Source organism: Paenarthrobacter sp. NPDC091669, from assembly GCF_044756725.1.
GTDB classification, from domain to species: Bacteria; Actinomycetota; Actinomycetes; order Actinomycetales; family Micrococcaceae; genus Arthrobacter; species Arthrobacter bambusae_C.
This window is the reverse complement of sequence record NZ_JBIVTK010000014.1, coordinates 34,159-60,406: the sequence shown is the minus strand read 5'-3', so window position 1 is coordinate 60,406 and position 26,248 is coordinate 34,159. Positions and strand designations below refer to the sequence as shown.

The window sequence follows — 26,248 nt, the reverse complement described above, 5'->3', positions numbered from 1 at the left end:
TGAAGCCCGTATGTGCACAACGTGCACTCGACCCCGTGGCCTGGCACCGCTGTGGAGGAACAGTGCCACGGCAGCACCGCACACAAGGCAGAATGGAGACCATGTATTTGCTGCTTGCCGCCCACCCGGAAGGCGCAGCCATACAAAGGATCTCTCCCACCGGAAAAGCCACGGCTGACGCACGCGTCGTCACCCGCGGTGAGCTGCCCGGCGTCGTGCGTGAATTTGAAGCCCAGCGGCCCCGCTGGGTATGGCATCGCGCCATGGACTGGTATCCGGAACTGCTGACCCAAGGCATTGAGCTGGAGCGATGCCACGATCTGGCGCTGTGCGGGGCCATTCTGGTGCACTCGGAATTCACGGCGGACACGGACTACGCCCGGCATGCGGTCAAGCTCACGCAGGACGACGACTCGGCGCCGCCTCGCGTCCTCCAACCCCCGGCGCCGCCGGCAGACCAAGGCGCACTGTTCGACGACCTTGCGCCGTCGACTACCAAGGCGGGGCTGGCCGAACTCAAAGCCGAATTCGCAGCCCAACAGCATGCAGTCGCCCAAGTCCCCACCGACGAGCAGCGAAAGCAGCGCCTTCAACTGCTGCTCGCCGCCGAATCGGCTTGCGCCATCATCGCGGTCGAAATGCAACACGCCGGCGTCCCGTGGCGCGAAGAGCTGCATCAGCAGATCCTCGCCGACGTCCTTGGCCCCCGGCCGCCGATGGGACACCGGCCTCCGGCCCTTGAAGCGCTCTGCGCCGAGCTCCGGACCATCCTCAATTCCCCCGGTTTGAACCCGGATTCCCCTCAGGACCTCATGCGGGCGCTGCACCGGAACGGGATTGAGGTGAAGAGCACGCGTCAATGGGAGCTGCAGGAATCAAAGCACCCTGCCATCCAGCCCCTGCTCGCCTACAAGAAACTCTCCCGGCTCCACACGGCCAACGGCTGGGCATGGCTGGACGCGTGGGTGCAGGACGGCCGGTTCCACCCGGAATATGTGGTGGGTGGCGTAGTGTCCGGTCGCTGGGCGTCCCGGGGCGGCGGTGCCCTGCAGATCCCCCGGAACATCCGGGGCGCGGTCCATGCGAATCCCGGCCACAAACTCATCGTCGCCGATGCCTCGCAACTGGAGCCCCGCGTGCTGGTTGCACTGGCCCAGGATACGAAAATGGCCGAGGCTGCCCGCGACAAAGACCTCTACGCGGGCATCGCCGCGCAGGGCTTCGGCGGCGACCGGGCCAAGGCGAAGATCGCACTTTTGGGTGCCATCTACGGCGCCACTACTGGCGAATCGGGCAGGCTCATGCCGCAGCTCACGCGCACCTATCCACGCGCCGTCGGCTTCGTGGAGCAAGCAGCCCGCCAAGGCGAGGCCGGCAGGACAGTCACCACGCGGCTCGGCCGAAGCAGCCCGCCGCCGTCGACCGGCTGGTTGCGCAGCCAGCAATCCACCACTGCGGAAGAACAGCGCCGCGCAGATAACCTGGCGCGATCCCGTGGTCGGTTCACCCGCAACTTCGTGGTCCAGGGATCGGCCGCTGAATGGGCGGCGTGCTGGCTCGCTGAATTACGACGCCGGCTGCGGGCCATGCGCGCCGAAGGCTCACCTTCCGGGGAGCTCGTCTTCTTCCTGCACGACGAAGTGATGGTTCACGCCCCGGACGACGCGGTGGAAGCCTGTATCCAAGCCATCGAAGAGGCCGCCGCGGCGGCCAAGGAGCTGATGTTCGGACGCATCCCGGTCGAATTCCCGGTGAGTGTCGCCGTCGTCGAGTCCTACGACAAGGCGAAGTAGCCGCACAGTACCCACAACCTCGTGGACTATCCAGTCATATCTCGCCAGATGAGGCCGAATGACCGGTACCGCCAAGTAACTTTTGTTCTCCCCCGGTTCTGGTTACTTTCACTATGTGGATACATTGCTGGTCCACATATGTGTGCAAGGAAGCATCAAGGGGGAGCATCAATGGCTGGCAGGTTTGAAATTCTTAAGGACAACGACGAAACGTACCGGTTCCGCCTGACCGCGGCCGACGGAACCGTCGTGGCCGAATCACCGACGTTCAGACACCTTGAGGGTGTCATTGCAGGCATCAACGCCGTCCGCGAAAACGCTGCCACCGGACTGGTAGTGGATCGTTCGACGGCGGCACGCAGGGCCGCCTGACAGCGAACCAGCGCGACTCAAAACCCCGGCGCTGCGGAAAGACACCGGCTGCTAGAGATCGACGTCGCGGAGTTTGTCCGTGTCCCAGGGGACGGTCCAGCCGAGTTCGTCAAAGAGCCCGCTCAGGACCATCCCTGTAAAGCCCCAAATCAGCACGCCGTTCACGGTGAAGCCCGGGCTGGTGTACGTGCGTCCGAAGCGGGAAATGGTGGCCGTGACCCGGTTGACGGGATCCAGGAGGTCGCGCACCGGAACCCTGAACACCTGTGCGGATTCGGCGTAATCAACTACGCGGACAGGCGACGGCGCATCCCACCAGCCCAGCACGGGTGTCACTCGGAAATTGCTGCGGATCAGTCCAAGCTCGGGGATGACGCCGAGAACGCGGACTCCGCCGGCGTCCAGCCCGGTTTCTTCCACTGCTTCCCGCAACGCTGCAGCCACCACCGACTCATCCTCCGGGTCCACCATGCCGCCGGGGAAAGCTACCTGGCCGGGATGGTCGTCAAGGGTGTGCGCCCGCTCCAGCAACAGGACGTCGAGGTCGGCCGGGGCTATCGGGCGCCCGGACTCAGCCGGCACGTCATCCAACACGCCAAAAAGCATGAGTACGGCGGCGGGCCGGTTGGTCTCCGGAAGGACGGGCAGCCTCTCCCACAGGGCAGAGTGCTGCTGTTCGCCAGCCTCGAAGCGGGTCACCAGCGCAGACAATTCCTCAAGCGCGGTCACCGGGCCTCCTTTGCGATTCCATGCGGATTTCCGCGGCGCGGTGGGTTTCCGCCAAAAGCTGCTCCAGCAGTGCCTCATTGCCCGGGGCGAGCTCGTACTTCAGAAGCTTGGCGGCCTTGACCGGATCAGTCTCGCCGTCGCCGTAACTGGGACAGAGACTGGCAACCGGACAGGCACCGCACGCAGGCTTCCTGGCATGGCACACCCTGCGGCCGTGGAAGACCACCCGATGCGACAACATGGTCCAATCCTTGGGTTCGAACAGCTCCGCGACGTCGAACTCGATCTTCACCGGATCATCGGAAGCCGTCCACCCGAAGCGCCGGGCCAGCCGTCCGAAGTGCGTGTCCACCGTAATCCCGGGGACGCCGAAGGCATTACCAAGAACCACGTTGGCCGTTTTCCGTCCGACGCCAGGCAACGTCACCAGGTCCTCCAGCCTGCCCGGGACCTCGCCGTCGTACTCATCCACCAGCCGGTTGCTCAGTGCCAGGACGTTCCGCGCTTTGGCCCGGAAGAAGCCAGTGGGCTGAAGGATGGTCTCCAGTTCCACGGGATCAGCCTCCGCCATGGCCCGCGCATCCGGATACCGGGCAAACAGGATCTTGGTGACCTGGTTGACCAGCACATCGGTGGTCTGGGCTGAGAGGACCGTAGCCACCACCAGCTCAAAGGGGTTCCTGAAATCCAACTCCGCATGGGCGTAGGGGTACTTTTCAGCGAGAACCCTGTTGATCTTGCGGGCCCGGCGTTTGAGTGCGAGCAGCGAACCAGCTTCAGCGATGGCCACGGGATCCCCGCTTAGCCGCGTTCGATGTTGCTGAGCTCCCGAAGAACCCCAACCTTGCCGTCGGTGTCCTGCACCAGGAATTCATGGCCCCGGTCCTCCAGCGCGAGCACCCAGCCACCGGGTTCGATGGTGAAGGCAGGAGCTCCCGATTGTTCGTCGTACGCGGTCCTGGGCTGGGCCACAGCGAACCAGAACGCCTCATACTGCGGGGAATCGGATTCTTCCGGACGGCTGGCCGGGTCCACGGTGGCACCGATCGAGTCGCTGACTCTCCGGGTGTCGCCGGAAACGATGGGAGTGGCCATGGTGGCAGCCCACGGCTGTTGGGCGGGTTGCTGGGCGGCAGGCTGCTGCTGTGCTGCTGGCTGCGTGGCGTGCTGGGTAGTGGCAGCCTCAGAGGTAGCGGGCTCAGCGGCCGCCGGGGTCTTACCGGCTTCCGTCCCTGCCTCAGCACCCTTCCCAAGCTCCTGTGCCGGAGTGGGCGCTGAAGTACCAGCGCTTGCCCCGGCTGATGTCTGGCCTGCCGGAGCGCTGGCGGCCGGAGTGCTGCCCGTTGAGGTCACGTCCGCTGAATGCACGACGGCGGGAGCCTCCGTTGCGGCCGACGGTGCAGCTCCGTGGCTGGCTGGCGGAGCGAACGGACTGGCACCAGCACCAGCGGCACCAGCACCAGCGGAAGCGCCGGCCCCTGAAGTAGCCGTGCCGGGCACTCCGGTAGAGGCCGCAGCAGCCGCGGCACCGGGAGCTTCAGATCCGGGAGTCTGGTGTCCGGACGTCGAACCCTGGAACCCGGGCGCCGGAGCAGCCGCGGACGTTCCTGCGGCGGTCTTGGGAGCTGCGGGTTCCTTGGGTGCTTTGGGAGCAGCAGGCTTACGGCTGGGCACTGCGGCTTCGCGGGCAACAACGTGGGCCGGCGTTTCGGTGCGGCCCTTGAAATCGGCCGACAGCCACGGAAGGTGCGGAGCAAGGACGGTCGCGGCCACGAGGCCCACAGAGCCGATCAGGCCCAGCAGGACGCCGCCGTTGAAGGAGTTGGCGATGGTCAGGAAGAAGAGCGGGAAAGCGAATGCCGCGGTGACGGACGCGAACTGGTCAACAGACAGCGAACCCACGCGGACGATGGTTCCCGGCTGCAATCTGCGGGCAACGAAGAGCGCCACCACAACCAACGGCAGAATGATGCCCAGCAGCAGGAAAAACAGGTTTCCAAGGTTCCAGAGGTTGTAACGCTCTCCGAACATGGGCAGCAGGGAAGCGACGAACATCAGCAGCGTGGAGCCGAAGACTGTCAGGTCGCGGATGGTGAACGGCCCTGCGACGGCGTCGTACTTGGTGGCGTCGCTTTTGGCGGCGCCGTTCTTGGCAGCGTCAGGATTCCCAGCAGCGTTGCCACCTGGTGCGGTGGCCGTTCCAGCCGTGGTGTCCGGTCCCGTCCGGGGTGAGTCGTGCGGGCCTGGGCTCAGCTGGTTCATCTATTTCTCCTTCGTACGGCGGCGTCCTGGGCAGTCCGGACAGGTGACCCCCGCAGGATTCCGCGGAAAACCGGTCACGCTCGAGGTGCGTCCCAAGACTTCTTCAGCCTATGCCACCCCACTGACAGGGTTCTAGCTGAAAACGGCCATCCGGCTTCGCCCACAGCAAACTCCAAGGTCCCTTACAGATAGTGACCGGCTTCGGCAGCGCATACTACGGCGGGAGGGTGCCGCCGTCGTGCGTCATGTAAACGGTTCCCGGACGCCGGTGCCGCCATTCGTCGCTAAATCGGCGCCGCTCGCTGGCGCGTTTGTGACCACGCACACGTAGGACCTTTCGAAGCGATAGTGTTGATGGCGGACAGCACTCTGCGGACCTTTCGGGGAGACGTTCGACGCCGACGACGGCCCGGGCGGGAACCTCGCGGCAGGTTCCGCGCAGCAAAGATCGATGAATGATGAGGTTCACCATGTCCCAGGACACCACCGGATCCACGGCCACCGCTGCAGCTTCAACTGCTCAGAACGGGGCACACGTCGAGGCGCTTGAAAACCTCCTCCACGAGAACCGCAAGTTCGCGCCTTCTGCAGACTTCGCCGCAAACAGTGTGACAAGCGCGGACGCCTATAAAGAGGCAGAAGCGGACCGTCCCGCGTTCTGGGCCAAGCAGGCCCGCGAGCTGTTGACCTGGGACAAGGACTTCACCGAGGCCTTGGATTGGTCCAACCCGCCGTTCGCCAAGTGGTTCGTCGGCGGCGAGGTCAACGCTGCGTACAACGCGCTGGACCGTCATGTTGAAAATGGCTTGGGCGACCGCGTTGCCATTTACTTTGAAGGAGAGCCCGGGGACACCCGCACGTACACGTACGCGCAACTGACCGAAGAGGTGAAGAAGGCCGCCAACGCTTTCGAGTCCCTCGGCGTGGCCAAGGGCGACCGCGTGGCCGTTTACCTGCCCATGATCCCCGAGGCCGTCATCACGCTCCTTGCCTGCGCCAGGATCGGCGCCGTGCACTCCGTGGTGTTCGGTGGCTTCTCCGCCGATGCCCTGCGTTCCCGCATCGAGGACGCCGAAGCCAAGCTGGTAGTCACCGCCGACGGCACCTACCGCCGCGGCAAGCCCAGCGCCCTGAAGCCCGCAGTGGACGAAGCCCTCTCCAAAGAAGGTCATACCGTTCAAAACGTTGTGGTGGTCAAGCGCAACGGCGAAGACGTCAACTGGGTGGAGGGCCGCGACCTCTGGTGGAGCGACACCGTTGACGCTGCAGAGAAAGAGCACACCGCCGTCGGGCACGACTCCGAGCACCCGCTGTTCATCCTCTACACCTCCGGCACCACCGGCAAGCCCAAGGGCATCCTGCACACCACCGGCGGCTACCTCACCCAGGGCGCCTACACGCACAAGGCGGTCTTCGACCTCCACCCGGAAACGGACGTGTACTGGTGCACCGCCGACGTCGGATGGGTCACCGGCCACTCGTACGTCACCTACGCGCCGCTCATCAACGGCGCCACCCAGGTCATGTACGAAGGCACCCCGGACTCCCCCCACCAGGGCCGCTGGTGGGAAATCGTGGAGAAGTACAAGGTCTCCATCCTTTACACCGCACCGACTGCGATCCGGACGTTCATGAAGTGGGGCCGGGACATCCCGGACAAGTACGACCTCTCCTCCATCCGCGTCCTGGGCTCTGTGGGCGAATCCATCAACCCGGAAGCGTGGATGTGGTACCGGGACGTTATCGGTGCCAACGCCGGTAAGAACGGTGAAAAGAAGGAACACCCGGCACCGATCGTGGACACCTGGTGGCAAACGGAAACCGGCGCGCAAATGATCGCCCCGCTGCCCGGAGTCACGGCCACCAAGCCCGGCTCGGCCCAGGTTCCGCTGCCCGGCATCGCCGTGGACGTGGTGGACGAAGCCGGCCAGCCAGTAGCCAACGGGGAAGGCGGCTATTTGGTGGTCCGCGAACCGTGGCCCTCCATGCTGCGCGGCATTTGGGGCGACCCCGAGCGATTCAAGGACACCTACTGGTCCCGCTTCGAGGCCATGTACTTTGCCGGCGATGGCGCCAAGAAGGATGAGGACGGCGACGTCTGGCTCCTGGGCCGCGTGGACGACGTCATGAACGTCTCCGGCCACCGCCTCTCCACCACGGAAATCGAGTCCGCACTGGTCAGCCACCCGTCCGTTGCCGAAGCAGCAGTGGTGGGTGCCGCCGACGACACCACCGGCCAGGCCGTCGTCGCATTCGTCATCCTCCGCGGTGACGCCGTGAACAATGGCGACGAAACCGTCCTCGAACTGCGCAACCACGTGGGCAAGGAAATCGGCCCGATCGCCAAGCCCAAGCAACTGCTGATCGTCCCGGAACTTCCCAAGACACGCTCCGGAAAGATTGTCCGCCGCCTCCTCAAGGACATCGCAGAAGGCCGCGACACCGGCGACGCCACCACTCTGGCAGATCCCGGCATCATGCAGCAGATCGCGGATTCGCTCCGCAAGTAAGCAATATACGACGGCGCCGCTCACCTCCCGTGGTGAGCGGCGCCGTCGTACGTTAAAGCAGGTGAGTGACGACGCCGCGACCCGATGAGCCGCCGGGCGGAGGGGCCGCGTCCTAGACTGGAGCCAGACTCAGCCTCACCTTGAACGAGGCCCTCCAGAAAGGCCCTGATGCTTCAGGCAGCACGCCACTCAGCCATCATTGATGCCGTCCAGCGCGAACGCGTGGTCCGGGTCTCGGACCTCGCACAGTTGCTGGGGGTCTCCCCCATGACCGTCCGCCGGGACATCGAAGCACTGGAGGAAACCGGCCGCGTGGAGCGCATCCACGGCGGAGCCAAATTGCCCGGTGATGCAAGCACGCATGAGCCGGGATTCGAGCTGAAGTCCACTCAGCTCACCGCCGAGAAGCATGCCATTGCCGTCGAGGCCGCCTCGATGGTCCAGGAGGGCATGGCGATCGGCCTCAGCGCCGGAACCACCACGTGGGCCCTTGCACAAGAACTGGTCCACGGCCCCCGCATTACCGTTGTCACCAACTCCGTGCGCATCGCCGACCTCTTTCATCACGGGTCCTCCTCAGGGCCCGCCCGGTTTGGCTCCACGGTGATCCTGATCGGCGGCGAGCGCACGCCGTCCGATGCTTTGGTGGGACCGATTGCTACGGCCTCCCTGAAGCAACTCCACCTGGATGTCCTGTTCCTGGGAGTCCACGGCATGGATGCCCAGGCCGGTTTCACTACGCCCAACCTGCTGGAGGCAGAAACCGACCGGGCGTTCATGACGTCTGCCCGGAGCACCGTTGTGTTGGCTGACCACAGCAAGTGGGGCGTGGTGGGCATCGCCTCGATCGCCCAGTTGGAACAGGCCGACGAACTGATCACCGATTCGTTGCTGGGCGAGGACGCCCGACGCGTGCTGGCCGAGAATGTGGCAAAGCTGAGGATCGCAGGATCCTAGCCGCTAAGCCGCCGCACCCACGCGGGACGAGATAGCCGAGCCCAAAAGCAGTACCCGGAAGGTGCGCTCCGTAGCTTCCTGCAACAACGTGGCTCCTTCGGCAACGGCCCGGTCCAGGTCCATGGGAATCGGGATGATCCCGGCGATTGCGTCAATTCCGGCGGCGTGGACGTCGGCTGCGTCCTTGCCGATGGAACCTGCGAAAGCCAGCACGGGGACTCCTGCCCTCTGGGCGCGGCGCGCAACTTCGGCCGGGACTTTTCCCCGGGGTGTTTGGAAATCAATGGCGCCTTCCGCCGTGACCACCAGGTCGGCGTTGGCGATGTGGGCGTCGAGATCGATCCCGGCCAGTCCTGAATCCAGCAAGAGTTCGAATCGTGGCACCAGCCGGGCGCCCACCGCAGCGAGTCCAGCCCCGAGTCCACCGGAGGCTCCTGTTCCTGCACCGCTCCTGAGGAATTCCTCCGGCGTCCCGGTGGCTTCGGCCAGCAGGGCGGCCCAGTGGTCCAGGCCTTGGGACAGTTGCTCCACCTGATCCGGCGTGGCACCCTTCTGCGGCCCGAATACCCGGGCCACACCCTGCGGCCCGCAGAGGACATTGAACGGATTGAGTGCCAGCTCCAACCGGCATCCGGCCAGTCGCGGATCAAGGCCGGAGAAGTCCACGCTCCCGGCATCTGCCAGCGCAGCGCCGCCCTCCGGGAGGTCGTTGCCGTGGACGTCAAGGATTCTGACCCCCATGGCGCGCAAGGCGCCCGCCCCGCCGTCGGACGTGCCTGAATCCCCGCAGCCCACCACGATGCGTTCGGCACCCTGGTCCAAGGCCGCCAGGATCAACTCCCCCACACCACGTGTGGTGGTCAGTCCGGGGTTTCGCATGGTTCCGGGAACCAGGCGCAGGCCCGCGGCAGCAGCCATCTCCACCACGGCTGTGGGTCGGTCCACTGTGCCGAGGACAGCAAAGTGGGAATCCACGGGCAGGCCTACCGGACCGGTGACCCGCGTACGGATGATCTTGCCTCCCGTCGCACTGGCGAGGGCTGCGGCGGTGCCCTCGCCACCGTCTGCCATGGGGACGGAGTTGATGCTGACGCCCGGGATGACCCTGCGGATCCCGGCCGAAATCGCGGCGGCGACTTCCACGGCGTCGAGACTTTCCTTGAAACCGGACGGTGCAACCAGAATGCGTTGCGGAATGGACATGACCATGAGGGCACCTTTTTCTTGTGGGTTACGGCGAAGTGATGAGCGGCAGGCCCAGCAGGGGCCAGACCAGGAAGGAAAACAGCAGGACGACCACGGCGCTTAGGGGCGCCAGCCAAGCTGAGAGCCGGAGGAGGTCCGCCGGCTGGTAGTTGGGTTGACCGTCCGTCTCGGCAAAGATGGCCACCGGTTTCGCGGAACTGGTGAGTGTATGGCAGAAGCCTGCTGCGGCGGTGGAAGCAAAAGCAGCTGCCATCGGTTCCACGCCCATGGGCGCCGCCGAAGCCACCACGATGGGGATGAGGACAGCGGAACGGGCTGACCGGGATTGGATCACCAAGTGCGCTGCAGTGGATACCACCACCACAACCACCACAAAAAGGTAGGGTTTGGCCGCACCGAACACAGCGACAGGTCCCATGAGGGAATTCGCAAGCCAGGCAGCCGCGCCCGTGGTCACCAGGCTCGATCCCAGGGCCAGGGTGGCGGCCATGAAGATCAACATGGACCAGGGCACCTTCTTCAGCGCGGATCCCAAGGTGACGGATCCGTAGCATGGCAGCGAAACAACCAGCGCTCCCATGAGGGCCACCAAAGCGGGGTCGAGTCCGTGGATCGGTTCGGTACACCACAGGGTCACTACGGCGGCGAGCAACAACAGCGACCGTTGCTCGTCCAGGTCCAGTGGTCCGCTGATGCGTTGGGTGCTGTCCTTCTGCAGTTCGGTCAGGTCGATTGCCAGGGGTTTGGTCCTGTCATCGGCCGCCGTGAAGAGCCTGACTACCAGTTCAGCCGCCATGAAGGACGAGACCAAAGCCAACGGCAGGCCCAGCAACAACCACGAAGCAAAGTCAAAGCCCTGGAATCCCGCGGACTGAAGGATCTGGCTGGTGATCAGGTGAGCTCCGGCGCCCAGGAACGAGCTGACCGCGGACAGGAGGATCACCGTGGGAAACAGCACTGCGAGCATCTTCACCACGGCAGGCCGGTCCTGAAGCACTTTACGCAACGTGAGGAAGATGGGCAGGACCAGCGCTGCCCTGCCGGAGGTCGCCGGAATCGCGAAGGCGGTCACCACCAAGCCCAGGCAGGACAGATACGCCAACTGCCGGACCGAGCGTGCACCGGAAATGATGAAGGCAGCGCCCCTCGCCGCCAGACCGGTGGATGCGACAGCGCTGGCAATCACGAATGCGGCCATCAACAACCAGATGGTGTCCTCGCCCAGTGCAGCAAAGAGGCTCTGCGTTGGAAGAGTCCCGCTGATCACCAGCGCGACGGCGGCCCCCAAGGCTACATAGGTGTCCTCTACCGGGGAAAAAATCCAGAACCACATGGCAGCCACAAAGATGCAGAGGGTCACCGCCGCATGGCCGTCCAGACCCCACCCGTTGACCGAGTTCACGGCAAGCGCCACCATGATGGCCAGCGCCGCCAGCATGGCGATGGCTGCTGCCGGGCGGAGGACGCCAAAGATCTTCCTGCCCGCATCAACCTCCACCGGATCCGCCGGTGTGGAGGGGGCTGAGCTGTAAAAGACCTGCCTCATGTCAGCCGATACCCCGCGCCGCGAACGGTCTCCAGCCGTTCCGCCCCGATTTTGGCCCGGAGTGCACGGACGTACACGTCCACCACGTTCGACGCCGGATCGAAGTCCATGTTCCAGGCGTGCGAAATCAACTGCTCCCTGGTCAGCACCTGGCCGGGATGGCGCAGGAAGACCTCGAGGAGTGAGAACTCGCGGGCTGTCAGGTCGGCTCCGGTATCACCAACGCGGACCCGACGGCTTCGAAGATCCAGGATCATGTCACCATGTGTGAGATTCAGGACCGGCGAGCTGTCAGCGTCATCGTTCAACCGCAACCGGATCCGGGCCAGCAGCTCCGCGAACTGGAACGGCTTTGTCATGTAATCATTGGCGCCGCTTTCCAGCCCGTACACGGTGTCAGCCACGGAGTCGCTGGCCGTCAAGACGATCACCGGCGTCTTGGAACCTTCGCTGCGCAGGCGTTCAAGGACTTCGAAGCCGCTGAGCATGGGCAGGCCGATGTCCAGGATGATCATGCCGAACTCGCCGGAACGTGCCAGCAGCAGGGCGCTGGCGCCATCGTCCACCACCAGGCACGTGTAGCCTGCGGCCCTCAAGCCCTTTTCGATGAAGTCGGCAATCCGACGGTCATCCTCTGCGATCAGGATCCTGCTCACTGTTGGTGCTCCTTCACTTCATCCAGGCGTTCGGTGACGTTCCCGCCCGGGCCGGCATCGCCGTCGTCGTCGTATATCGGTGACGGCACCGTGATGCCGAACGTTGCGCCGCTACCCTGGGTGCTGCGAACCCAGGCAGAACCCTGGTGGGCTTCGGCGATGCTGCGGACGATTGCAAGTCCCAACCCGGCACCCGGCCGGGCACGCTCGGTATCCTGTGCCGCCTGGCCCCGGTGGAAACGGCCGAAGATGCGGGCCGCTTCTTCCTCCTCCACGCCTCGTCCTTGATCCGAAACCCAGATGGTGAACTGACGGGCGCCACCTTCGCCTTCGAAGCGTGACCCAAGGCTGACAGTGCTCCCCTCCGGGGAGTACTGGCATGCATTGGTGGCCAACTGCAGGACCGCCTGGGTCATCCGCTGGGTATCAACGCTGATGCTGCCCTCGGCAATCTCCAGGATGGGCCATCCCCTGGGACCCAAAACCTGTGCTTTTGCCTCAATATCCAGCAGGAGTGTTGCGGCGTCGGTGCGCCGGGGCTGTGCGAATCCCGGACGGTCCACCTTGGCCAGGAGCAGCAAGTCCGACACAATCCGCCCCATCCTTGCCAGCTCATCGTCCACCAGCGCCAGGGTGCGGGCCCTGTCTGCCTCGTTGTCTTCCATGAGTTCCAGATGCCCCCGGATCACGGTGATGGGCGTGCGCAATTCATGCGACGCGTCATCGACGAACGCCCGCTGGGTCCGGTACGCCGATTCAATGCGATCCAGCATGGTGTTGAACGTGACGGCGAGTGCCGAAATGTCATCACTGCCCCGGACCGGAACACGCGCGGTCAGGTCGCTTTCGGAAATGTCCTCCGCCACGCGGCGGACTTCACGGACCGGCGACAGGATCTGGCCGGCCACCAGCCACGCAATGCCCGCCGTTACAGCCAACCCACCCAGCGACACGAAGATGATGGTGAGGACTGTTCCCGCCACCTGTGCCTCACGCGGGGCCATGTAAATTCCCACAATCAGGTGGCCCGTCTCGTTGCCGGACACCACGGGCAGGCGAACCCAGTGCATCTCACCCTCACTGGTATGGGCGATCCCCGATGAAGCGTCGCCGGTGCGGATCGAGTCCATCAACGCTTGATCCCGCGGGAGGTCGTGGCCGTTTGCCTGCGAGCTGAGCGCACCCGTGGGCGTATAGAGGATGCGTTGGCCCACCGTTCCCACAATCACCTCGCCTTGCGCCGCAGACTGCCGGCTGAGGAAGATCTCCAGCATCTTCTCAATCGAGGTAAAGGGCTTGGCTGTGGTGGGATCCACACCCTCTGCAGCGAAAGCACGGAATTCCTGGAGCTCCTGGGTGATGTCCTGATGAGCCTGGGTTTGCGTGCCGTTCAGCAGCAGGGAACGCATGGTCAGCATCACGGCGAGCAAAGTCAGTGCCGTGGTCAGCAGGATCCACCCCGCGATCCTCCAACGGGCCGGAACTTTCGAGCCGGACCGGGGGCCGGGGTTGCCAGTGCGGGGATGCCGTTCCGGGACGGCGGGCAGTGGTGCAGTGTTTGCTGTGGTGTCCGTCATCGTCATCAGTCGTCCACCTCTCCAGCATCGTCATCGTCATCAATCACCACGGGCGGTACCACCGGCTGTGGCACGACAGGCTGTGGCACCACCGGAGGGGCGGGAGGCGGGGTGGGAGCCGGGGCCACAGGCGGAGGCGTTGCCGCGGGCGTCGTCGGTGAGGTGCCCGGCGTCGTCGGTGCAGGGGCGGGCGTCGTCGGCGAGGGCGTGGGCTCAAGGCCCGGCGCCGGCCGGCCGTCAGGCCCGGGCCCCAGCTCAATCGGATTCGCATCCACAGCCGGCGGTCCTGAAGGAGCCGCAAGCAGGGTTCCGGCCACCGCAAGAAGCACCGGAACCACCAGCAGCGCCCCCAGCAGGAGAACTCGTCGCATTGTTTGCATGCGTTTATCGTTGCAGGCCACTATGAGGGCCTGATGAAACGGGAATGAAGAAGTCTTCATCCGGGGTTTTGCCCGCATCTCCGTCTCCCCGCCCGTCTCATACCCCGGGTGGAGGCGTGGCCGCAGAGTTCAGCCGCGGGACTGACGCCGGCGGAGGTGCCCTTCGGGGAAGCTGGATTTATGAACGCCATCCTTCACGCCCAGCAACTCACCAAGCATTACCCCGGCAGCATTGCGCTGGACCACGTCGACTTCACCGCGAACTCCGGCGAATCCATCGCGATCATCGGACCCTCCGGGTCGGGCAAGACCACCCTGCTGCACTGCCTCGCCGGAATTTTGAGGCCCGACGCCGGTTCGATCACCTTGAACACGCCAACGGCACCTTTGCGTCTGGATACCCTCGGCGACGCAGCGTTGTCCCGCCTGCGCAGGGAAGAGTTCGGCTTCGTGTTCCAGCAGGGCATGCTCCTGCCGGAACTGACCGCCGTGGAGAACGTTGCACTGGCGCTGATGCTCAACGGCACAGACCGCGCAACCTCGGAGTCCCGGGCTGCCGAGTGGCTTGGAGCGTTGGGCCTTACCGGCATGGAACAGCGCCGGCTGGGCGAGCTGTCCGGCGGACAGGTCCAGCGGGTAGCCATCGCCCGGGCCCAGGTCACGGGCGCCCGGGTTGTCTTTGCTGATGAGCCCACCGGTGCCTTGGACTCGACCACTTCCAATGAAGTCCTGGATGTCCTGCTTCGCTCGGTGGCAGCCAACGGGCGCACGTTGCTGGTGGTCACCCACGATCCCAACGTGGCAGCCCGATGCCAGCGCGTGGTCGAGTTGCGCGACGGCAGGATCGTGGCGGACAGCGGCAGGCCTGTTCAGCCAGGCTCACCAGCTCAGCGGGACAACACCCCCGCTGCGCCGGTTGCCCCCGCTGCGCCGTCCGCCAACAACTTCAAGGGTGCCTTCAATGTCTAGTCTCTCCATGGCCCTCCGGCTCACCCCCTACCTGGCACGAAGCAACGGCAGCAGTCTCCGCGAAACAGGCCTCCGCGACGCCGGACTACCGGTCCTCGCCTTCGGAACAGTCACAGCCCTGCTCCTGACCGTGGCCGGCGGCTCGCAGGTTTTCTGGTCCTGGTCGGACGACATCGCAGGCACTTACCAAGCGCTCGCCGTCGTCGCCATGGTCTTGCTCATCATCCCGCTCCTGACGCTCGGCGCCTCGGCCGCCCGACTCGCCGCCCGCCGTCGTGATGACCGCTTGGCTTCCTTGCGCTTGTTGGGCGCGGACAGCGCCACGGTGGTCTGGATGACGGTCATCGAGTCCACGGTGCTCGCGGCGGTGGGCGCGCTGGCCGGTGCGGGGCTCTACGCCTGCGCTGCGCCCTTCCTGGGGCTGATCCAGTTCCGCGGCCAGGCCATCGCCGGCCACGCCTGGCTGTCCGTGCCCTCCATCCTCGGCTGCATCCTGGGCGTCTGTGTGCTGGCCGCAGCCAGCGCTGCCCTGGGACTTCGCAAAGTTGTGGTCACCCCGCTGGGCGTCAGGACCAGGCAATCGGCCGACGGCGTCCATTGGGTTCGCGGACTCATCGCGGCTGTTGTGGTGGTTGTCGGCGTGATGGCCATGGGTATGCTCAGCAGCTTTGGCACGTTCATTGTGATCATCGCCGTCATGGGCGGTTGCTTTGGCCTGGCGTTGCTGGCGTTGAACCTGATGGGTCCGTGGATCCTGAGGTTGCGGGCGTCCTCGCAGCTCAAGCGGGCCAAACGACCCGAGCAATTGCTGGCAGCGCGGACTGTGCTGGAAAGCCCCAAGGAATCGTGGCGGCAAGTTGGGGGCGTCGCGATGACCAGCTTTGTGGGGGTGTTCGTAGGCGTCGGCATGGCCGTGGCGGACACCATGGGCGGCAGCGCCGGGGATGAGACGGCCTTGTTGGTCAGGGACATCAATACGGGTGTGATGATCACCCTGCTGGGTTCGTTCCTGATGGTGGCGTGTTCAGCGGGTGTGAACCAGGCAGCTTCGGTGCTCGACCGGGCTTCCACACTGGTGGCCTTGGACCGTGTGGGCATGCCACGCAAGCTCATGGTGGCGTCGCGGGTCAAAGCTGTGATGTCGCCGTTGTTCCTGGTGGCCGGCATTTCGGCGGCCGCCGCAGCCGCGCTGGTCCTGCCGCTGACGGGCATGGTGTTGTTGACCCAGCCCGTGGTGTTCCTGACCATTGGCGGAGTGTTCGCCGCCGGTTTCTTGCTGGTCCGTCTGGCCGTCGCCGCCGGGACGGCGCAGATCAGCCAGGTGCTGGCCCGCCCGGAGCGCTACGCGAGCATGGACTCCTGACCCGGCCGGCCGCCGTCGTAACCTCCCGCGAGCTATTTGCAGCCGCAGGACTGCCGGATGATCAGCTCGGTGGGCAGGATGTGGTGCTGTGGTTCCTCCTCGCGGCCCTTGCCCACCAATGCCCGAACGGCGGCTTCGGCCATCAGTTGGACTGGCTGCGCCACCGTGGTCAGTGCGGGCCAACTGTATTCGGAGTCCAAGGACCCGTCGAAGGACACCAACGCCATGTCCTCGGGCACCCGGACTCCGGCCTCGTGGAAGGCCCGGAGGATGCCAATGGCCTGCATGTCGTTGCTGGCGAAGATCGCAGTGGGCCGGTTGGCCATGGACAGGAATCGCTTGCCCACTTCGTAGCCGCCGGGCCGGGTGAACGGGCTGTGCAGCATGGGGCCATCCGGCAGGCCCGCTTCACGCAGCGAGGCCAGCCAGCCAACTTCGCGCCCGTCGAGTTGGTTGCCGGTGTTGGTGCCGATGGCCAGTCCGATGTTCGTGTGTCCATGGCCTATCAGGTGCTGGACAGCGGCCCGGCCGCCGGCTTCCAGGTCCACGCCAACGCTGGCAAAACCCGGCGGGGATCCTGCGTTGTTCAGGAGGACCGACGGGATTTCCGAGGCCTCCAACTCCGTGACGTCGGGGTCGAAGACACAACTGGCCAGAAACACGCCGTCAACTTGGCGTGCAGCCAGGGTCCGGATGTTCTTACGCTCGCGGGTCAGGCTGCCGTCCGAGTTGGTGAGCACCATCCCGTAGCCCAGTTCCGAGGCCGCCTCTTCCACGGCATGGGCCAGATGCGTGAAGAACGGATTGGTGTTATCCGGCACCACAACGCCGATCGTCTCGCTGGAACCCAGCTTCAGCGCCCGCGCCGCGGCGTTGGGCCGGTACCCCAGGACACGGATGGCATCGCGCACTTTGGCTTCCGTGGCCGGGGCTACGTTCTTGGGCCCGCCGTTCACCACATAACTCACGACGGCGGTACTCACCCCGGCGTACCGGGCCACGTCTTTGCGTGTAACCGGGCCGCGCGGGGTTTGTACTGCTGTTGTCGTCATGAGGTAAATGCTAGCTACTCCACGGGAGCATCACCGAAGTCGCGGATGGGAAGCCGCTCCCCACCACGGAGTGCGGATTCGTGGGCGACGATGCCGGGGAGGGTGAACCGGGCCGCCACCCAGGCGTTGACCGGTGGAAGCGTCCGGTTGTTCACGGCCGTCACGAAGTCGTCCACCAGGAATTGGTGGCTGCCTTCATGCCCGTTGGGTGCACCCAGGAACTCCTGCGGAAGCCTGGACTGATCGTGCACCGGGGCCAGTCCGGAAATGAAGGCGTCCCGCAGTTCCGGTGCCACATCTGCCAGCGAGGGATCATCGGCGGACATGGTGGGCTTGGTTTCCACCTGCTCGGAGACGTCCTGCACGGAAGACTTGTCCTGCCACACGGTGGTGGTGGCGAGTTGTTCAAAGCTGGCGTCGGTGCCGAAGAAGCGGAAGCGTGATTCCCGGATGTGCGAGGGGTAGCCGACGCGGCGCATCTCATTGGTCCGCATCGCACCGCCGTCGTTCATTTCGAACAGCGCCGTGGCGTTGGAGAAGTCGTTGGCGAACATGCTGACTTCCTTGTCGAAGACACCGTCGCCGCGTTGGTCCTTCACGCCGATGCAGCTGACGCTGACCGCGTGGCCGGGCACAGCGCCAAGGACGCCGCCGATGGCGTGGGTGGGGTAGAGCATGGGCGGGTAGCTGGCAGTTTCCTTCCAACGCTCTCCGCCGCTGTACTGGTAGGCCTCGTAGAATCCCAGGTCCATGTCGTGGACGTAGTCACCCTCGGTGTAGAAGATGCGGCCGAACTTGCCGGCGGCGTGCTGCTCGCGGGCGAACACGGTGGCGGGGTTGTAGTAGCTGGTCTCCCCCATCGCGTACACCAGCTTGGTCTCGCGTACGGCTTCGATGATCCGGGCAATTTCTTCTTCGGAAATGGCCATCGGCACCGCTGAATAGACGTGTTTTCCAGCTCGCAGGGCACGCTCGACCAAGGGCCCGTGCGTCCACCGCTGCGTGAAGATGGCGACAGCATCGACGTCGGACTCCAACAACTCCTCAAAGCTGCCCTTGACACCATCCAGGCCCCAGCGTTCCTGGGCTGCAGCTGCACGCTCGGGGAGTTCATCCACTGCGTAGACAGCGCTGACGCCCGGGTGGAGCTTGAACAAGTGTGCGAACTGGCTGCCGAACTGCCCGGCACCCACAACACCGATCGAAAACGTCATTGTTTGCCTTTCCTGAAGCTGCAGGCGCAGCTTGCGAAGCGTCCCTTTTTGGGTTCTCCACGAGTCTTCCACCGCGATCTACACGAGTCAACAGACAGAACAGATTCGAACATTTTCCACCAGAATTTCCAGCAATGCCTTGCGCTTCCCAAATCTACTCGTGTAGATTCAGCTCCAGTTGTTACCCATATCACAGTCAGGAAGGGTCGACGATGACCACGCTAACCAAGCAACCCGGGAAGGCCTCGGGGCGTTCCGGAGGACGCAAGCTCCAACCTGCCAAACGCAGCATGACCAGCCGCATCGGCGACCTGAAAATCGCCCTCTTCTTCATCTTCCCGGCCGTGATCGGCTTCGTAGCTTTCTTCCTGGTTCCTACCATCCGCGGCATTTACCTCAGCTTCACGGAATACAGCATCCTGGGTGAGCCCACCTGGATCGGGATCAAGAACTACACCGCGATCTTCGCCGACGAACTGTTCTGGAACGCCATGGGCGTCACCCTCCAGTACGTCGGCCTCAACATCGGCTTCCAGACCGTCATTGCCTTGGGACTGGCCCTGCTGATGCACCGGGTTGCCAAGTCCACGTTCGTCCGCGGGGCACTGCTCCTCCCGTTCCTGGTGGCCAACGTCATCGTCGCCCTCCTCTGGTTCTGGATGCTCGACTACCAGCTGGGCATCGTCAACGAAGTCATGAGCTGGGTAGGGCTTCCCCGTGTCGCCTTCTTCGGCAGCGAGCAATGGGCCATTCCCACCATCGCCTTCGTGAACGTCTGGCGGCACATGGGCTACACGGCGCTGCTGATTTTCGCGGGCCTCCAGTCCATCCCGAACCACCTCTATGAGGTAGCAAACCTCGACGGCGCGTCCCCCACCCGGACGTTCTGGAGCGTCACCATGCCGCTGCTCCGCCCCGTCCTGGTGTTGGTATTGGTGGTCACCGTGATCGGTTCCTTCCAGGTGTTCGACACTGTGGCCGTCACCACCAACGGTGGCCCCGTCAACGCCTCCCGCGTGATCCAGATGTACATCTACCAAAAAGCCTTCGGCGAGTCCGACTTCGGCTACGCCTCCGCCCTGTCCGTGATCCTCTTCGTCATCCTCGCCCTGGTGGCCTTCGTGCAAATGAAGTTCCTCAAGGGCAATGAATCGGACCTGGACTAAGCCGGATGTGGACTAAGGAAACCGCCATGACTACCTCAACCATTTCCCGCAAGAAGCCCCTCAACTGGCGCCGGATCGGCGCGTGGGTGCTGGTCGCCGTCGCCCTCGCCATCACCATCGCACCGTTCCTGTGGATGCTGCGGACGGCACTGTCCAGCAACAGCGCGCTGGCCTCCAACGCCGGCAACCTCCTGCCGGCCGACTTCAGCTGGGGTGCGTTCAAACGTGTACTTGGCCTGCAGACCACCGAAGAAGCAATCGCCGACGGCGGCTCCGGTGCGGCCATCAACTTCTGGCTCTACCTGCGCAACTCCATCATTTTCGCCACCATCACCACAGCCGGCCAGGTGTTCTTCAGCGCGATGGCCGCCTATGCCTTCGCACGGTTGCGCTGGCCCGGCCGGAACAAAGTGTTCGCCGTCTTCCTGACCACCATGATGGTTCCCCCGATCTTCACGGCCCTGCCCAACTTCCTCATGATCAAGAACCTCGGTCTGCTGAACACCATGGCCGGAATGTCCCTGCCGTTCCTGTTCATGACTCCGTTTGCCATCTTCTTCCTGCGCCAGTTCTTCCTCAGCATGTCCCGCGAGGTGGAGGAAGCGGCAATGCTCGACGGCGCCAAGCACCTGCGCATCTTCTTCCAGATCGTGCTTCCCAACGCCGCCGCCCCCATCGCCACCCTGGCGCTGCTGACCTTCATCGGTCAGTGGAACGAATACTTCTGGCCGCTGCTGGTGGGCCAGGACGAGAACGTCCGCGTGCTCACCGTCGGGCTGAGCGTCTTCAAGTCACAGTCCCCGCAAGGCGCCCTGGACTGGTCCGGGCTCATGGCCGGGACCCTCGTGGCTGCGCTGCCGATCTTCCTGCTGTTCATCGCCTTCGGCAAGAAGGTAGTCAACTCCATCGGATTCTCCGGAATCAAATAAACCGCACCCCCTGAAAGTCATCCTCGAAAGGTCCGTTATGGAGAAAACCCTCGGCGTCGCCGCTGCTGCCGCCGCCATCGCCCTGACCCTGTCCGCCTGTGGCGGTTCCGCCCCTGCTTCCACCGATGCCAAGGGTGAGATCAACTACTGGCTCTGGGACGCCAACCAACTCCCGGCCTACCAGCAATGCGCTGACGACTTCACCAAGGCCAACCCGGACATCAAGGTCAAGATCACCCAGCGCGGATGGGACGACTACTGGACCACCCTGACCAATGGCTTCGTGGCCGGAACAGCCCCGGACGTCTTTACCAACCACCTCTCCAAATACCCCGAGTACGCAGCCAAGAAGCAGTTGCTCTCCTTGGATGAGGCTGTGGAGAAGGACGGAATCAAGCTGGACGCGTACACCAAAGGACTCCCTGAGCTTTGGGTCGGCCAGGATGGCAAACGCTACGGCCTTCCGAAGGACTGGGACACCGTGGGCTTGTTCTACAACAAGGCCATGACGGACGCCGCCGGAATCTCTGCAGAGCAAATGGCTTCGCTTGATTGGAATCCTAAGGACGGTGGCAGCTACGAGAAGACCATCGCGCACCTCACCGTGGACAAGAACGGCAAGCGTGGGGATGAAGCGGGGTTCGATAAGAACAACGTGGCCACCTACGGACTGGGCCTGACAGGCAGCGGGTCCGGCCAGGGCCAAACCGAGTGGAGCTTCCTGACCGCCACCACTGGCTGGACGGCAACGGACAAGAACCCGTGGGGCAGCAAGTTCAACTACGACGACCCCCGTTTCCAGGAGACCATCGCCTGGTGGGCCGGCTTGGTGGACAAGGGCTACATGCCCAAGCTGGAGACCACGGTGGGTGCCAGCATGCCGGACAGCTTCGGAGCCGGAAAGTCTGCGATCAACACCAACGGTGACTGGTTGATCGGCCAGTACCAGACCTACAAGGGCATCGAGACTGCCTTCGCTCCCACACCCAAGGGTCCTAACGGCGAGCGCGCTTCCATGTTCAACGGCTTGGCCGACTCCATCTGGGCCGGCACCAAGAACCCCGGCGCCAGCGTCAAGTGGGTCGAGTACCTTGGCTCCACCGCTTGCCAGGACGTCGTGGCAAGCAAGGCAGTGGTCTTCCCGGCGCTCACCAGCTCGTCCGAGATTGCCGCCAAGGCCTTCGCTGACAAGGGCACGGACGTTTCCGCCTTCACCACGCACGTGAAGGACGGCACCACATTCCTTTTCCCCATCGCAGACAAGGCGGCCAAGGTTGACGGCATCATGAAGCCGGCCATGGATGCCGTACTCTCCGGCAAGAAGCCCGCGTCCTCGTTGACCGAAGCGAATAACCAGGTCAACAATCTCTTCAAGTAGCCCCACCCCGTTCCAACCCACCCGTTGTGGGGCCCGCTCTGCGCCCTCAGTCCCTCGCGAAGCGCGCAGAGCAGGCCCCACAACACGCCGTTCAGGCTCAGAGCCCTCGATCCGAAAGCGACTTCACCCATGCACCCGCTCCACCTCCGTTCCGCAGGCACCAGCCTGGTGATCAGCACCCACCGCGGAGAGGCCGAGATCACCCACTGGGGAGCCGATCTGGGCGACACCCTGCCCGATCTGGCGATCCTCAGCGAGCCCATCCCACCGTCCTCGATCGACGCCAACGTCCCCGCCGGGCTCCTCCCCCAGGCTTCGTCGGCCTGGCAGGGCAGGCCCGGGCTCCGCGGCCACCGCATCACCAACGGCGTTCCCGGCTTCGATTTCTCGGTTCGTCTGCGCGTGAAGAGCGCGACGACGGACGGCGGCGCTGCGGGCGGGTCTACTGCCGTGATTGTCCAGGCAGATCCCGACGCCGGCATCACCGTGACCAGCACCCTCACCTTGCATTCGGGCGGGCTGCTGGAAATGCGGCACACAGTCACCAACGACGGAACGTCGCCCTACCAGGTTGATGAGTTGGCGACGATGCTCCCGGTGGCGTCTGACGCCGTCGAACTTTTGGACCTGACAGGCCGCTGGTGCCGTGAACGGCACCCGCAGCGCCGGGCCATCCAGCAGGGAACCTGGGTACGGACCGGACGCCACGGCCGCACCGGGCACGACTCATCACTCCTGCTGGCCGCCGGAACGGCCGGCTTCGGGAACAGGCACGGCAAGGTGTGGGCCACGCATCTGGCCTGGAGCGGCAACCACGAGGAATTCGCGGATAGCGTTGCCGATGGGCGCACCGTGATAGGGGGCTCCGAGCTTCTGGGCCCGGCTGAAGTGGTCCTGCAGCCCGGTGAAAGTTACACCACTCCTGCACTGTTTGCCGCCTACTCAGACCGCGGCTTGGACGGCATCAGCGAGGCGTTCTACAGCTGGTTCCGCTCGCGGCCGCATCATGTGGGCACGCTTTCGGGCAAGCCCCGCCCAGTAGTCCTCAACACCTGGGAAGCGGTCTACTTCGACCACAACCTGGACACCCTGATGGAGCTGGCCGAATCCGCTGCGGACCTCGGCGTGGAGCGCTTCGTGCTCGACGACGGTTGGTTCCGCGGGCGCCGCGACGACCATGCGGGGCTGGGCGACTGGTACGTGGACGAGACGGTGTGGCCCCACGGGCTGACGCCACTGATTGATGCGGTGACCAGCCATGGCATGGAGTTTGGGCTGTGGGTTGAGCCGGAAATGATCAACCTCGACTCCGACGCCGCCCGGGCGCATCCCGAATGGATCGTGGGGCCTTCTGCCGCTTCCCATAAGAACGGTGGCCGGCTGCCACTCGAGTGGCGGCAGCAACACGTGATCGACCTCGTGAATCCGGACGCGTGGCAGTACATTTACGACCGCATGGACACTTTGCTGCGTGAGAACGACATCAGCTATCTCAAGTGGGACCAGAACCGCGATCTTCTGGAGCACGGGCATGCAGGCCGGGCCTCCGTTCACGAACAGACCTTGGCCGCGTACCGGCTGTTCGATGCCCTCCGTGCGGCCCACCCGGGGGTGGAGATCGAAAGCTGCTCCTCCGGCGGTGCGCGCGTTGACCTCGGCATCCTGGACCGGACGGACCGCATCTGGGCTTCGGACTGCAACGACGCCCTGGAACGCCAGACGATCCAGCGCTGGACCGGCATGGTGGTTCCACCGGAGCTGGTGGGTGGGCACATTGGACCTACGACGTCGCACACCACCGGTCGGACGCACCACCTCTCCTTCCGTGCCATCACTGCCCTGTTCGGGCACTTCGGCATGGAATGGGACGTCCGTTCCGTCACCGGGGCGGAGCGCGAGGAACTCAAGCGCTTCATCGGCCTCTACAAGGAACACCGCGGCCTCATCCACAGTGGACGAATGGTCCGCGCAGACCTGCCGGACGAGTCGCTGATGCTCCACGGTGTTGTTGCGGACCCTGAAGGGCCCGACGCCGGAACACCGATTGGTGCCACAGCTGCGCTTTTCGCGGTGGTCAAGACCCGGACAGGATTCGCCGAGCAGCCCGGACGGGTTGCCATTCCTGGGCTGGACGCTGCGCGTTCATACCGTGTGGATGCAGTCTTCCCCGCACCGGGGGACGCCGACTACGGGCACACGTTCAGTGAGGCAAAGCCTGCGCCGTGGCTGGCTTCGGGAGCGGAGGCCAGCGGGCGCTTCCTGGGCGAGGTAGGTCTGCCCATGCCGGTCCTGAACCCGGAGCACGCCATCCTGCTGCGGTTCACGGCCCTCTGACGCTCTCCCACATCCCTCGGGCTTCCCGGGAACCCTCTTCCACATCCCACGGGCTTGCCGGGAACCCTCGCTCAAATGACGCGGGCTTTAGACGGCGTCCGCCAAGTAGTCGATAGCCAGCTTGTACCCAAGCACCCCAGCACCGACGATGATTGCAGTGCAGACCCCCGACAAGTACGAGTGGTGACGGAACTCTTCGCGCTGGTGGACGTTGGTGATGTGGACTTCGACGGCGGGCAGCTGCACAGCCGCCAGGGCGTCACGAAGTGCCACGGAGGTGTGCGTGTAGGCCCCGGCGTTGATGACAATCCCAACGGCCGTCCCACGTGCGGCGTGGATCGCGTCCAGGAGATCGCCTTCGTGGTTCGACTGCACGCAGTCAACAGTGAAGCCATGGGCCGCAGCCGCCGACATGGCGAGTTGCTCGACGTCGGCCAGTGTGGACGTTCCGTACTTCTCCGGCTCGCGGGTGCCCAAAAGGTTGAGGTTTGGTCCATTGATCACAAGGATGGTGCCGCGACCGGCTTCGGTGGCGGGAGTGGCTTCAGTCATGGCTCCCAATCTATAGCGGCCCGGGAATGCAGGGGAACCGTGCCCGCTCCGTGAGAGCTCAGAGCCCGAAAACACCCACCATGTGGGAGAAACCCTACTTACGGGTGCACTGACCCGGCGAAACCGGATTGCTGAGCCCGGAAGCCTGCGCCGCTACTGGCTCGAGGTCTGCCATGGTGAGGGCAAAGCCGAGGGCAGCATCGGTGGTGGTCTTGGCGAAGATCAGCCCGGCCACCTCGCCCTGCATGGTCAGCAGCGGACCGCCGGAGTTGCCCGGCTGGACATCACCAGCCAGCTTATAGACCAGCTCCGGGGAGGGATTGTCGCCGTAGATGTCCGGGACAATGATGGTCGAAATTCCTTGGACGGTGGCCGGCTTCGATTGGAAGGGACCGCCGTGCGGGTACCCGGCAAAGGCCGCGGGGCTGCCTTCGGGCAGGTCCTCACTCATCGGCAGCGGACTGGACTGCAGTCCGTCCACGGCCAGGACTGCGATGTCACGCTGGGGGTCGAAGTACACCACCCGACCCGGCAACGCGCCGCCGTCGGGAACTTCCACCACCGGCTGCGACACGCCCGCCACAACGTGCGCATTGGTCACGACGCGCCCGGGCGAGACGACAAATCCGGATCCAGTCTGGTTCTGGCCGCATTCAAAGGCTGTGCCCGCGATCTTGAGGACGGACTCGGCAGCCTGGTTCAGGGCAGGGGTGTCCGTTGAGGCGTTGGGGACGGGCACCGGAGTCACGGGGCCGATGCCCTCGATGAGCTTGGGGATGCCGTCGCCGATCACCGTTGACCGCAACTGCGCCATGGTGCTCTTGACTGGCGTTGGAGTGATGTTGTCGATGTAGCGGATCACACGGGAACCGGCCAGCTGCTGGGAAACAAAAGGCACGCCCAGCGAACTGATGCTGAACGCCAACATGGACATGACCAGCGCAGCCACCACCACACTCACCACGCCACCGATCAACCGGTCAACGGCGTGCAGCGGCTTGATCCGCACGGCATGGCGGATTCTGCGCCCGATCATGGTTCCCAGCCCATGACCCAAGGCAATAAGCACGACGGCGGCACCCACCGTAGCGGTCAGCCTCCAACCACTGTCCGTCACCCAGCCACTCACAAGCGGCACGGCAACGAACGCCGCAATGGCACCCACCACAAATCCGGCAATTCCACCCAGCGTGACCATAAAGCCGTTGCGCAGGCCATAGATCAGGTAGGACAGCAGCATCAAGATCAATGCCAAATCCAATATCGTCAAGCCAAACACCAATGCTCCTCATAGCCGGGTAGC

The 26,248-nt window shown here is 64.5% G+C and carries 22 protein-coding genes; 10 read left to right on the top strand and 12 right to left on the bottom strand.

Annotated elements, in window-relative coordinates; translation table 11 throughout:
- Positions 1–101: 101 nt before the first annotated feature.
- Positions 102–1,793: a bifunctional 3'-5' exonuclease/DNA polymerase gene (locus tag ACIQLI_RS19965; RefSeq protein WP_400391614.1), complete on the top strand. Its 1,692-nt coding sequence runs from the start codon at positions 102–104 to the stop codon at positions 1,791–1,793.
- Between the two features lie 171 nt (positions 1,794–1,964).
- The gene (locus ACIQLI_RS19960) at positions 1,965–2,165 is read left to right on the top strand and encodes a DUF1508 domain-containing protein (protein WP_354512305.1); all 201 of its coding nucleotides are present in this window, start codon (positions 1,965–1,967) and stop codon (positions 2,163–2,165) included.
- Between the two features lie 51 nt (positions 2,166–2,216).
- Here the strand turns inward: ACIQLI_RS19960 and ACIQLI_RS19955 are convergent, their stop codons facing one another.
- From ACIQLI_RS19955 to ACIQLI_RS19945, 3 genes are read right to left on the bottom strand one after another with little or no spacing between them, the layout of a single operon-like run.
- Positions 2,217–2,894 (bottom strand): NUDIX hydrolase, encoded by a 678-nt coding sequence (locus ACIQLI_RS19955; RefSeq protein WP_400391611.1) that lies wholly within the window; start codon positions 2,892–2,894, stop codon positions 2,217–2,219.
- Positions 2,881–3,684, bottom strand: coding sequence for an endonuclease III (gene nth / locus ACIQLI_RS19950; protein WP_400391609.1), 804 nt, complete (start codon positions 3,682–3,684; stop codon positions 2,881–2,883). The genes ACIQLI_RS19955 and nth overlap by 14 nt, the downstream gene beginning before the upstream one ends.
- 11 nt (positions 3,685–3,695) lie before the next feature.
- Positions 3,696–5,156: a hypothetical protein gene (locus tag ACIQLI_RS19945; RefSeq protein ID WP_400391606.1), complete on the bottom strand. Its 1,461-nt coding sequence runs from the start codon at positions 5,154–5,156 to the stop codon at positions 3,696–3,698.
- A gap of 470 nt (positions 5,157–5,626) precedes the next feature.
- Here ACIQLI_RS19945 and acs point away from each other — a divergent pair, with 470 nt between their 5' ends.
- Together acs and ACIQLI_RS19935 are read left to right on the top strand one after the other, a co-directional pair.
- On the top strand, positions 5,627–7,666 hold the full coding sequence (gene acs / locus ACIQLI_RS19940; RefSeq protein WP_400391745.1) for an acetate--CoA ligase: 2,040 nt from the start codon (positions 5,627–5,629) through the stop codon (positions 7,664–7,666).
- Between the two features lie 168 nt (positions 7,667–7,834).
- Entirely contained in the window at positions 7,835–8,623 is a 789-nt protein-coding gene (locus ACIQLI_RS19935; protein ID WP_354229321.1) for a DeoR/GlpR family DNA-binding transcription regulator, read from the top strand.
- 3 nt (positions 8,624–8,626) lie between these two features.
- Here the strand turns inward: ACIQLI_RS19935 and ACIQLI_RS19930 are convergent, their stop codons facing one another.
- From ACIQLI_RS19930 to ACIQLI_RS19910, 5 genes are read right to left on the bottom strand one after another with little or no spacing between them, the layout of a single operon-like run.
- Positions 8,627–9,826, bottom strand: coding sequence for a glycerate kinase (locus ACIQLI_RS19930; RefSeq protein ID WP_400391603.1), 1,200 nt, complete (start codon positions 9,824–9,826; stop codon positions 8,627–8,629).
- Between the two features lie 28 nt (positions 9,827–9,854).
- Positions 9,855–11,375, bottom strand: coding sequence for an SLC13 family permease (locus ACIQLI_RS19925; protein WP_400391600.1), 1,521 nt, complete (start codon positions 11,373–11,375; stop codon positions 9,855–9,857).
- Positions 11,372–12,031, bottom strand: coding sequence for a response regulator transcription factor (locus ACIQLI_RS19920; protein WP_400391598.1), 660 nt, complete (start codon positions 12,029–12,031; stop codon positions 11,372–11,374). The genes ACIQLI_RS19925 and ACIQLI_RS19920 overlap by 4 nt, the downstream gene beginning before the upstream one ends.
- Entirely contained in the window at positions 12,028–13,614 is a 1,587-nt protein-coding gene (locus tag ACIQLI_RS19915; protein ID WP_400391595.1) for an ATP-binding protein, read from the bottom strand. Before ACIQLI_RS19915 ends, ACIQLI_RS19920 begins: the two co-directional genes overlap by 4 nt.
- The gene (locus tag ACIQLI_RS19910; RefSeq protein ID WP_400391592.1) at positions 13,614–13,988 is read right to left on the bottom strand and encodes a hypothetical protein; all 375 of its coding nucleotides are present in this window, start codon (positions 13,986–13,988) and stop codon (positions 13,614–13,616) included. Before ACIQLI_RS19910 ends, ACIQLI_RS19915 begins: the two co-directional genes overlap by 1 nt.
- Positions 13,989–14,168: 180 nt before the next feature.
- Between ACIQLI_RS19910 and ACIQLI_RS19905 the strand changes: the two genes are divergently transcribed.
- On the top strand, positions 14,169–14,957 hold the full coding sequence (locus ACIQLI_RS19905) for an ABC transporter ATP-binding protein (protein WP_400391587.1): 789 nt from the start codon (positions 14,169–14,171) through the stop codon (positions 14,955–14,957).
- Positions 14,950–16,320, top strand: coding sequence for an FtsX-like permease family protein (locus tag ACIQLI_RS19900; protein ID WP_400391585.1), 1,371 nt, complete (start codon positions 14,950–14,952; stop codon positions 16,318–16,320). Before ACIQLI_RS19905 ends, ACIQLI_RS19900 begins: the two co-directional genes overlap by 8 nt.
- Positions 16,321–16,352: 32 nt before the next feature.
- Here the strand turns inward: ACIQLI_RS19900 and ACIQLI_RS19895 are convergent, their stop codons facing one another.
- Complete coding sequence (locus ACIQLI_RS19895; protein ID WP_400391582.1) at positions 16,353–17,372, bottom strand: LacI family DNA-binding transcriptional regulator; 1,020 nt, start codon at positions 17,370–17,372, stop codon at positions 16,353–16,355.
- A 14-nt stretch (positions 17,373–17,386) separates the two neighbouring features.
- Positions 17,387–18,586, bottom strand: coding sequence for a Gfo/Idh/MocA family oxidoreductase (locus ACIQLI_RS19890; RefSeq protein WP_354229305.1), 1,200 nt, complete (start codon positions 18,584–18,586; stop codon positions 17,387–17,389).
- A gap of 212 nt (positions 18,587–18,798) precedes the next feature.
- On the opposite strand from ACIQLI_RS19890, the gene ACIQLI_RS19885 reads away from it, so the two are divergent.
- The 4 genes from ACIQLI_RS19885 to ACIQLI_RS19870 all read left to right on the top strand — a co-directional run bounded on the left by ACIQLI_RS19885 (position 18,799) and on the right by ACIQLI_RS19870 (position 24,393).
- Complete coding sequence (locus ACIQLI_RS19885) at positions 18,799–19,752, top strand: carbohydrate ABC transporter permease (protein WP_400391579.1); 954 nt, start codon at positions 18,799–18,801, stop codon at positions 19,750–19,752.
- Between the two features lie 26 nt (positions 19,753–19,778).
- Positions 19,779–20,681, top strand: a complete 903-nt coding sequence (locus ACIQLI_RS19880; RefSeq protein ID WP_089597596.1) for a carbohydrate ABC transporter permease — start codon at positions 19,779–19,781, stop codon at positions 20,679–20,681.
- A 37-nt stretch (positions 20,682–20,718) separates the two neighbouring features.
- On the top strand, positions 20,719–22,059 hold the full coding sequence (locus tag ACIQLI_RS19875) for an ABC transporter substrate-binding protein (RefSeq protein ID WP_400391575.1): 1,341 nt from the start codon (positions 20,719–20,721) through the stop codon (positions 22,057–22,059).
- A 129-nt stretch (positions 22,060–22,188) separates the two neighbouring features.
- Positions 22,189–24,393, top strand: coding sequence for an alpha-galactosidase (locus ACIQLI_RS19870; RefSeq protein WP_400391572.1), 2,205 nt, complete (start codon positions 22,189–22,191; stop codon positions 24,391–24,393).
- Positions 24,394–24,480: 87 nt separating this feature from the next.
- Here the strand turns inward: ACIQLI_RS19870 and aroQ are convergent, their stop codons facing one another.
- The gene (gene aroQ / locus ACIQLI_RS19865; RefSeq protein ID WP_091549676.1) at positions 24,481–24,945 is read right to left on the bottom strand and encodes a type II 3-dehydroquinate dehydratase; all 465 of its coding nucleotides are present in this window, start codon (positions 24,943–24,945) and stop codon (positions 24,481–24,483) included.
- Positions 24,946–25,039: 94 nt separating this feature from the next.
- A complete protein-coding gene (locus ACIQLI_RS19860; protein ID WP_400391568.1) occupies positions 25,040–26,224 on the bottom strand; it encodes a MarP family serine protease in 1,185 nt (394 codons plus the stop codon).
- Positions 26,225–26,248: the final 24 nt, after the last annotated feature.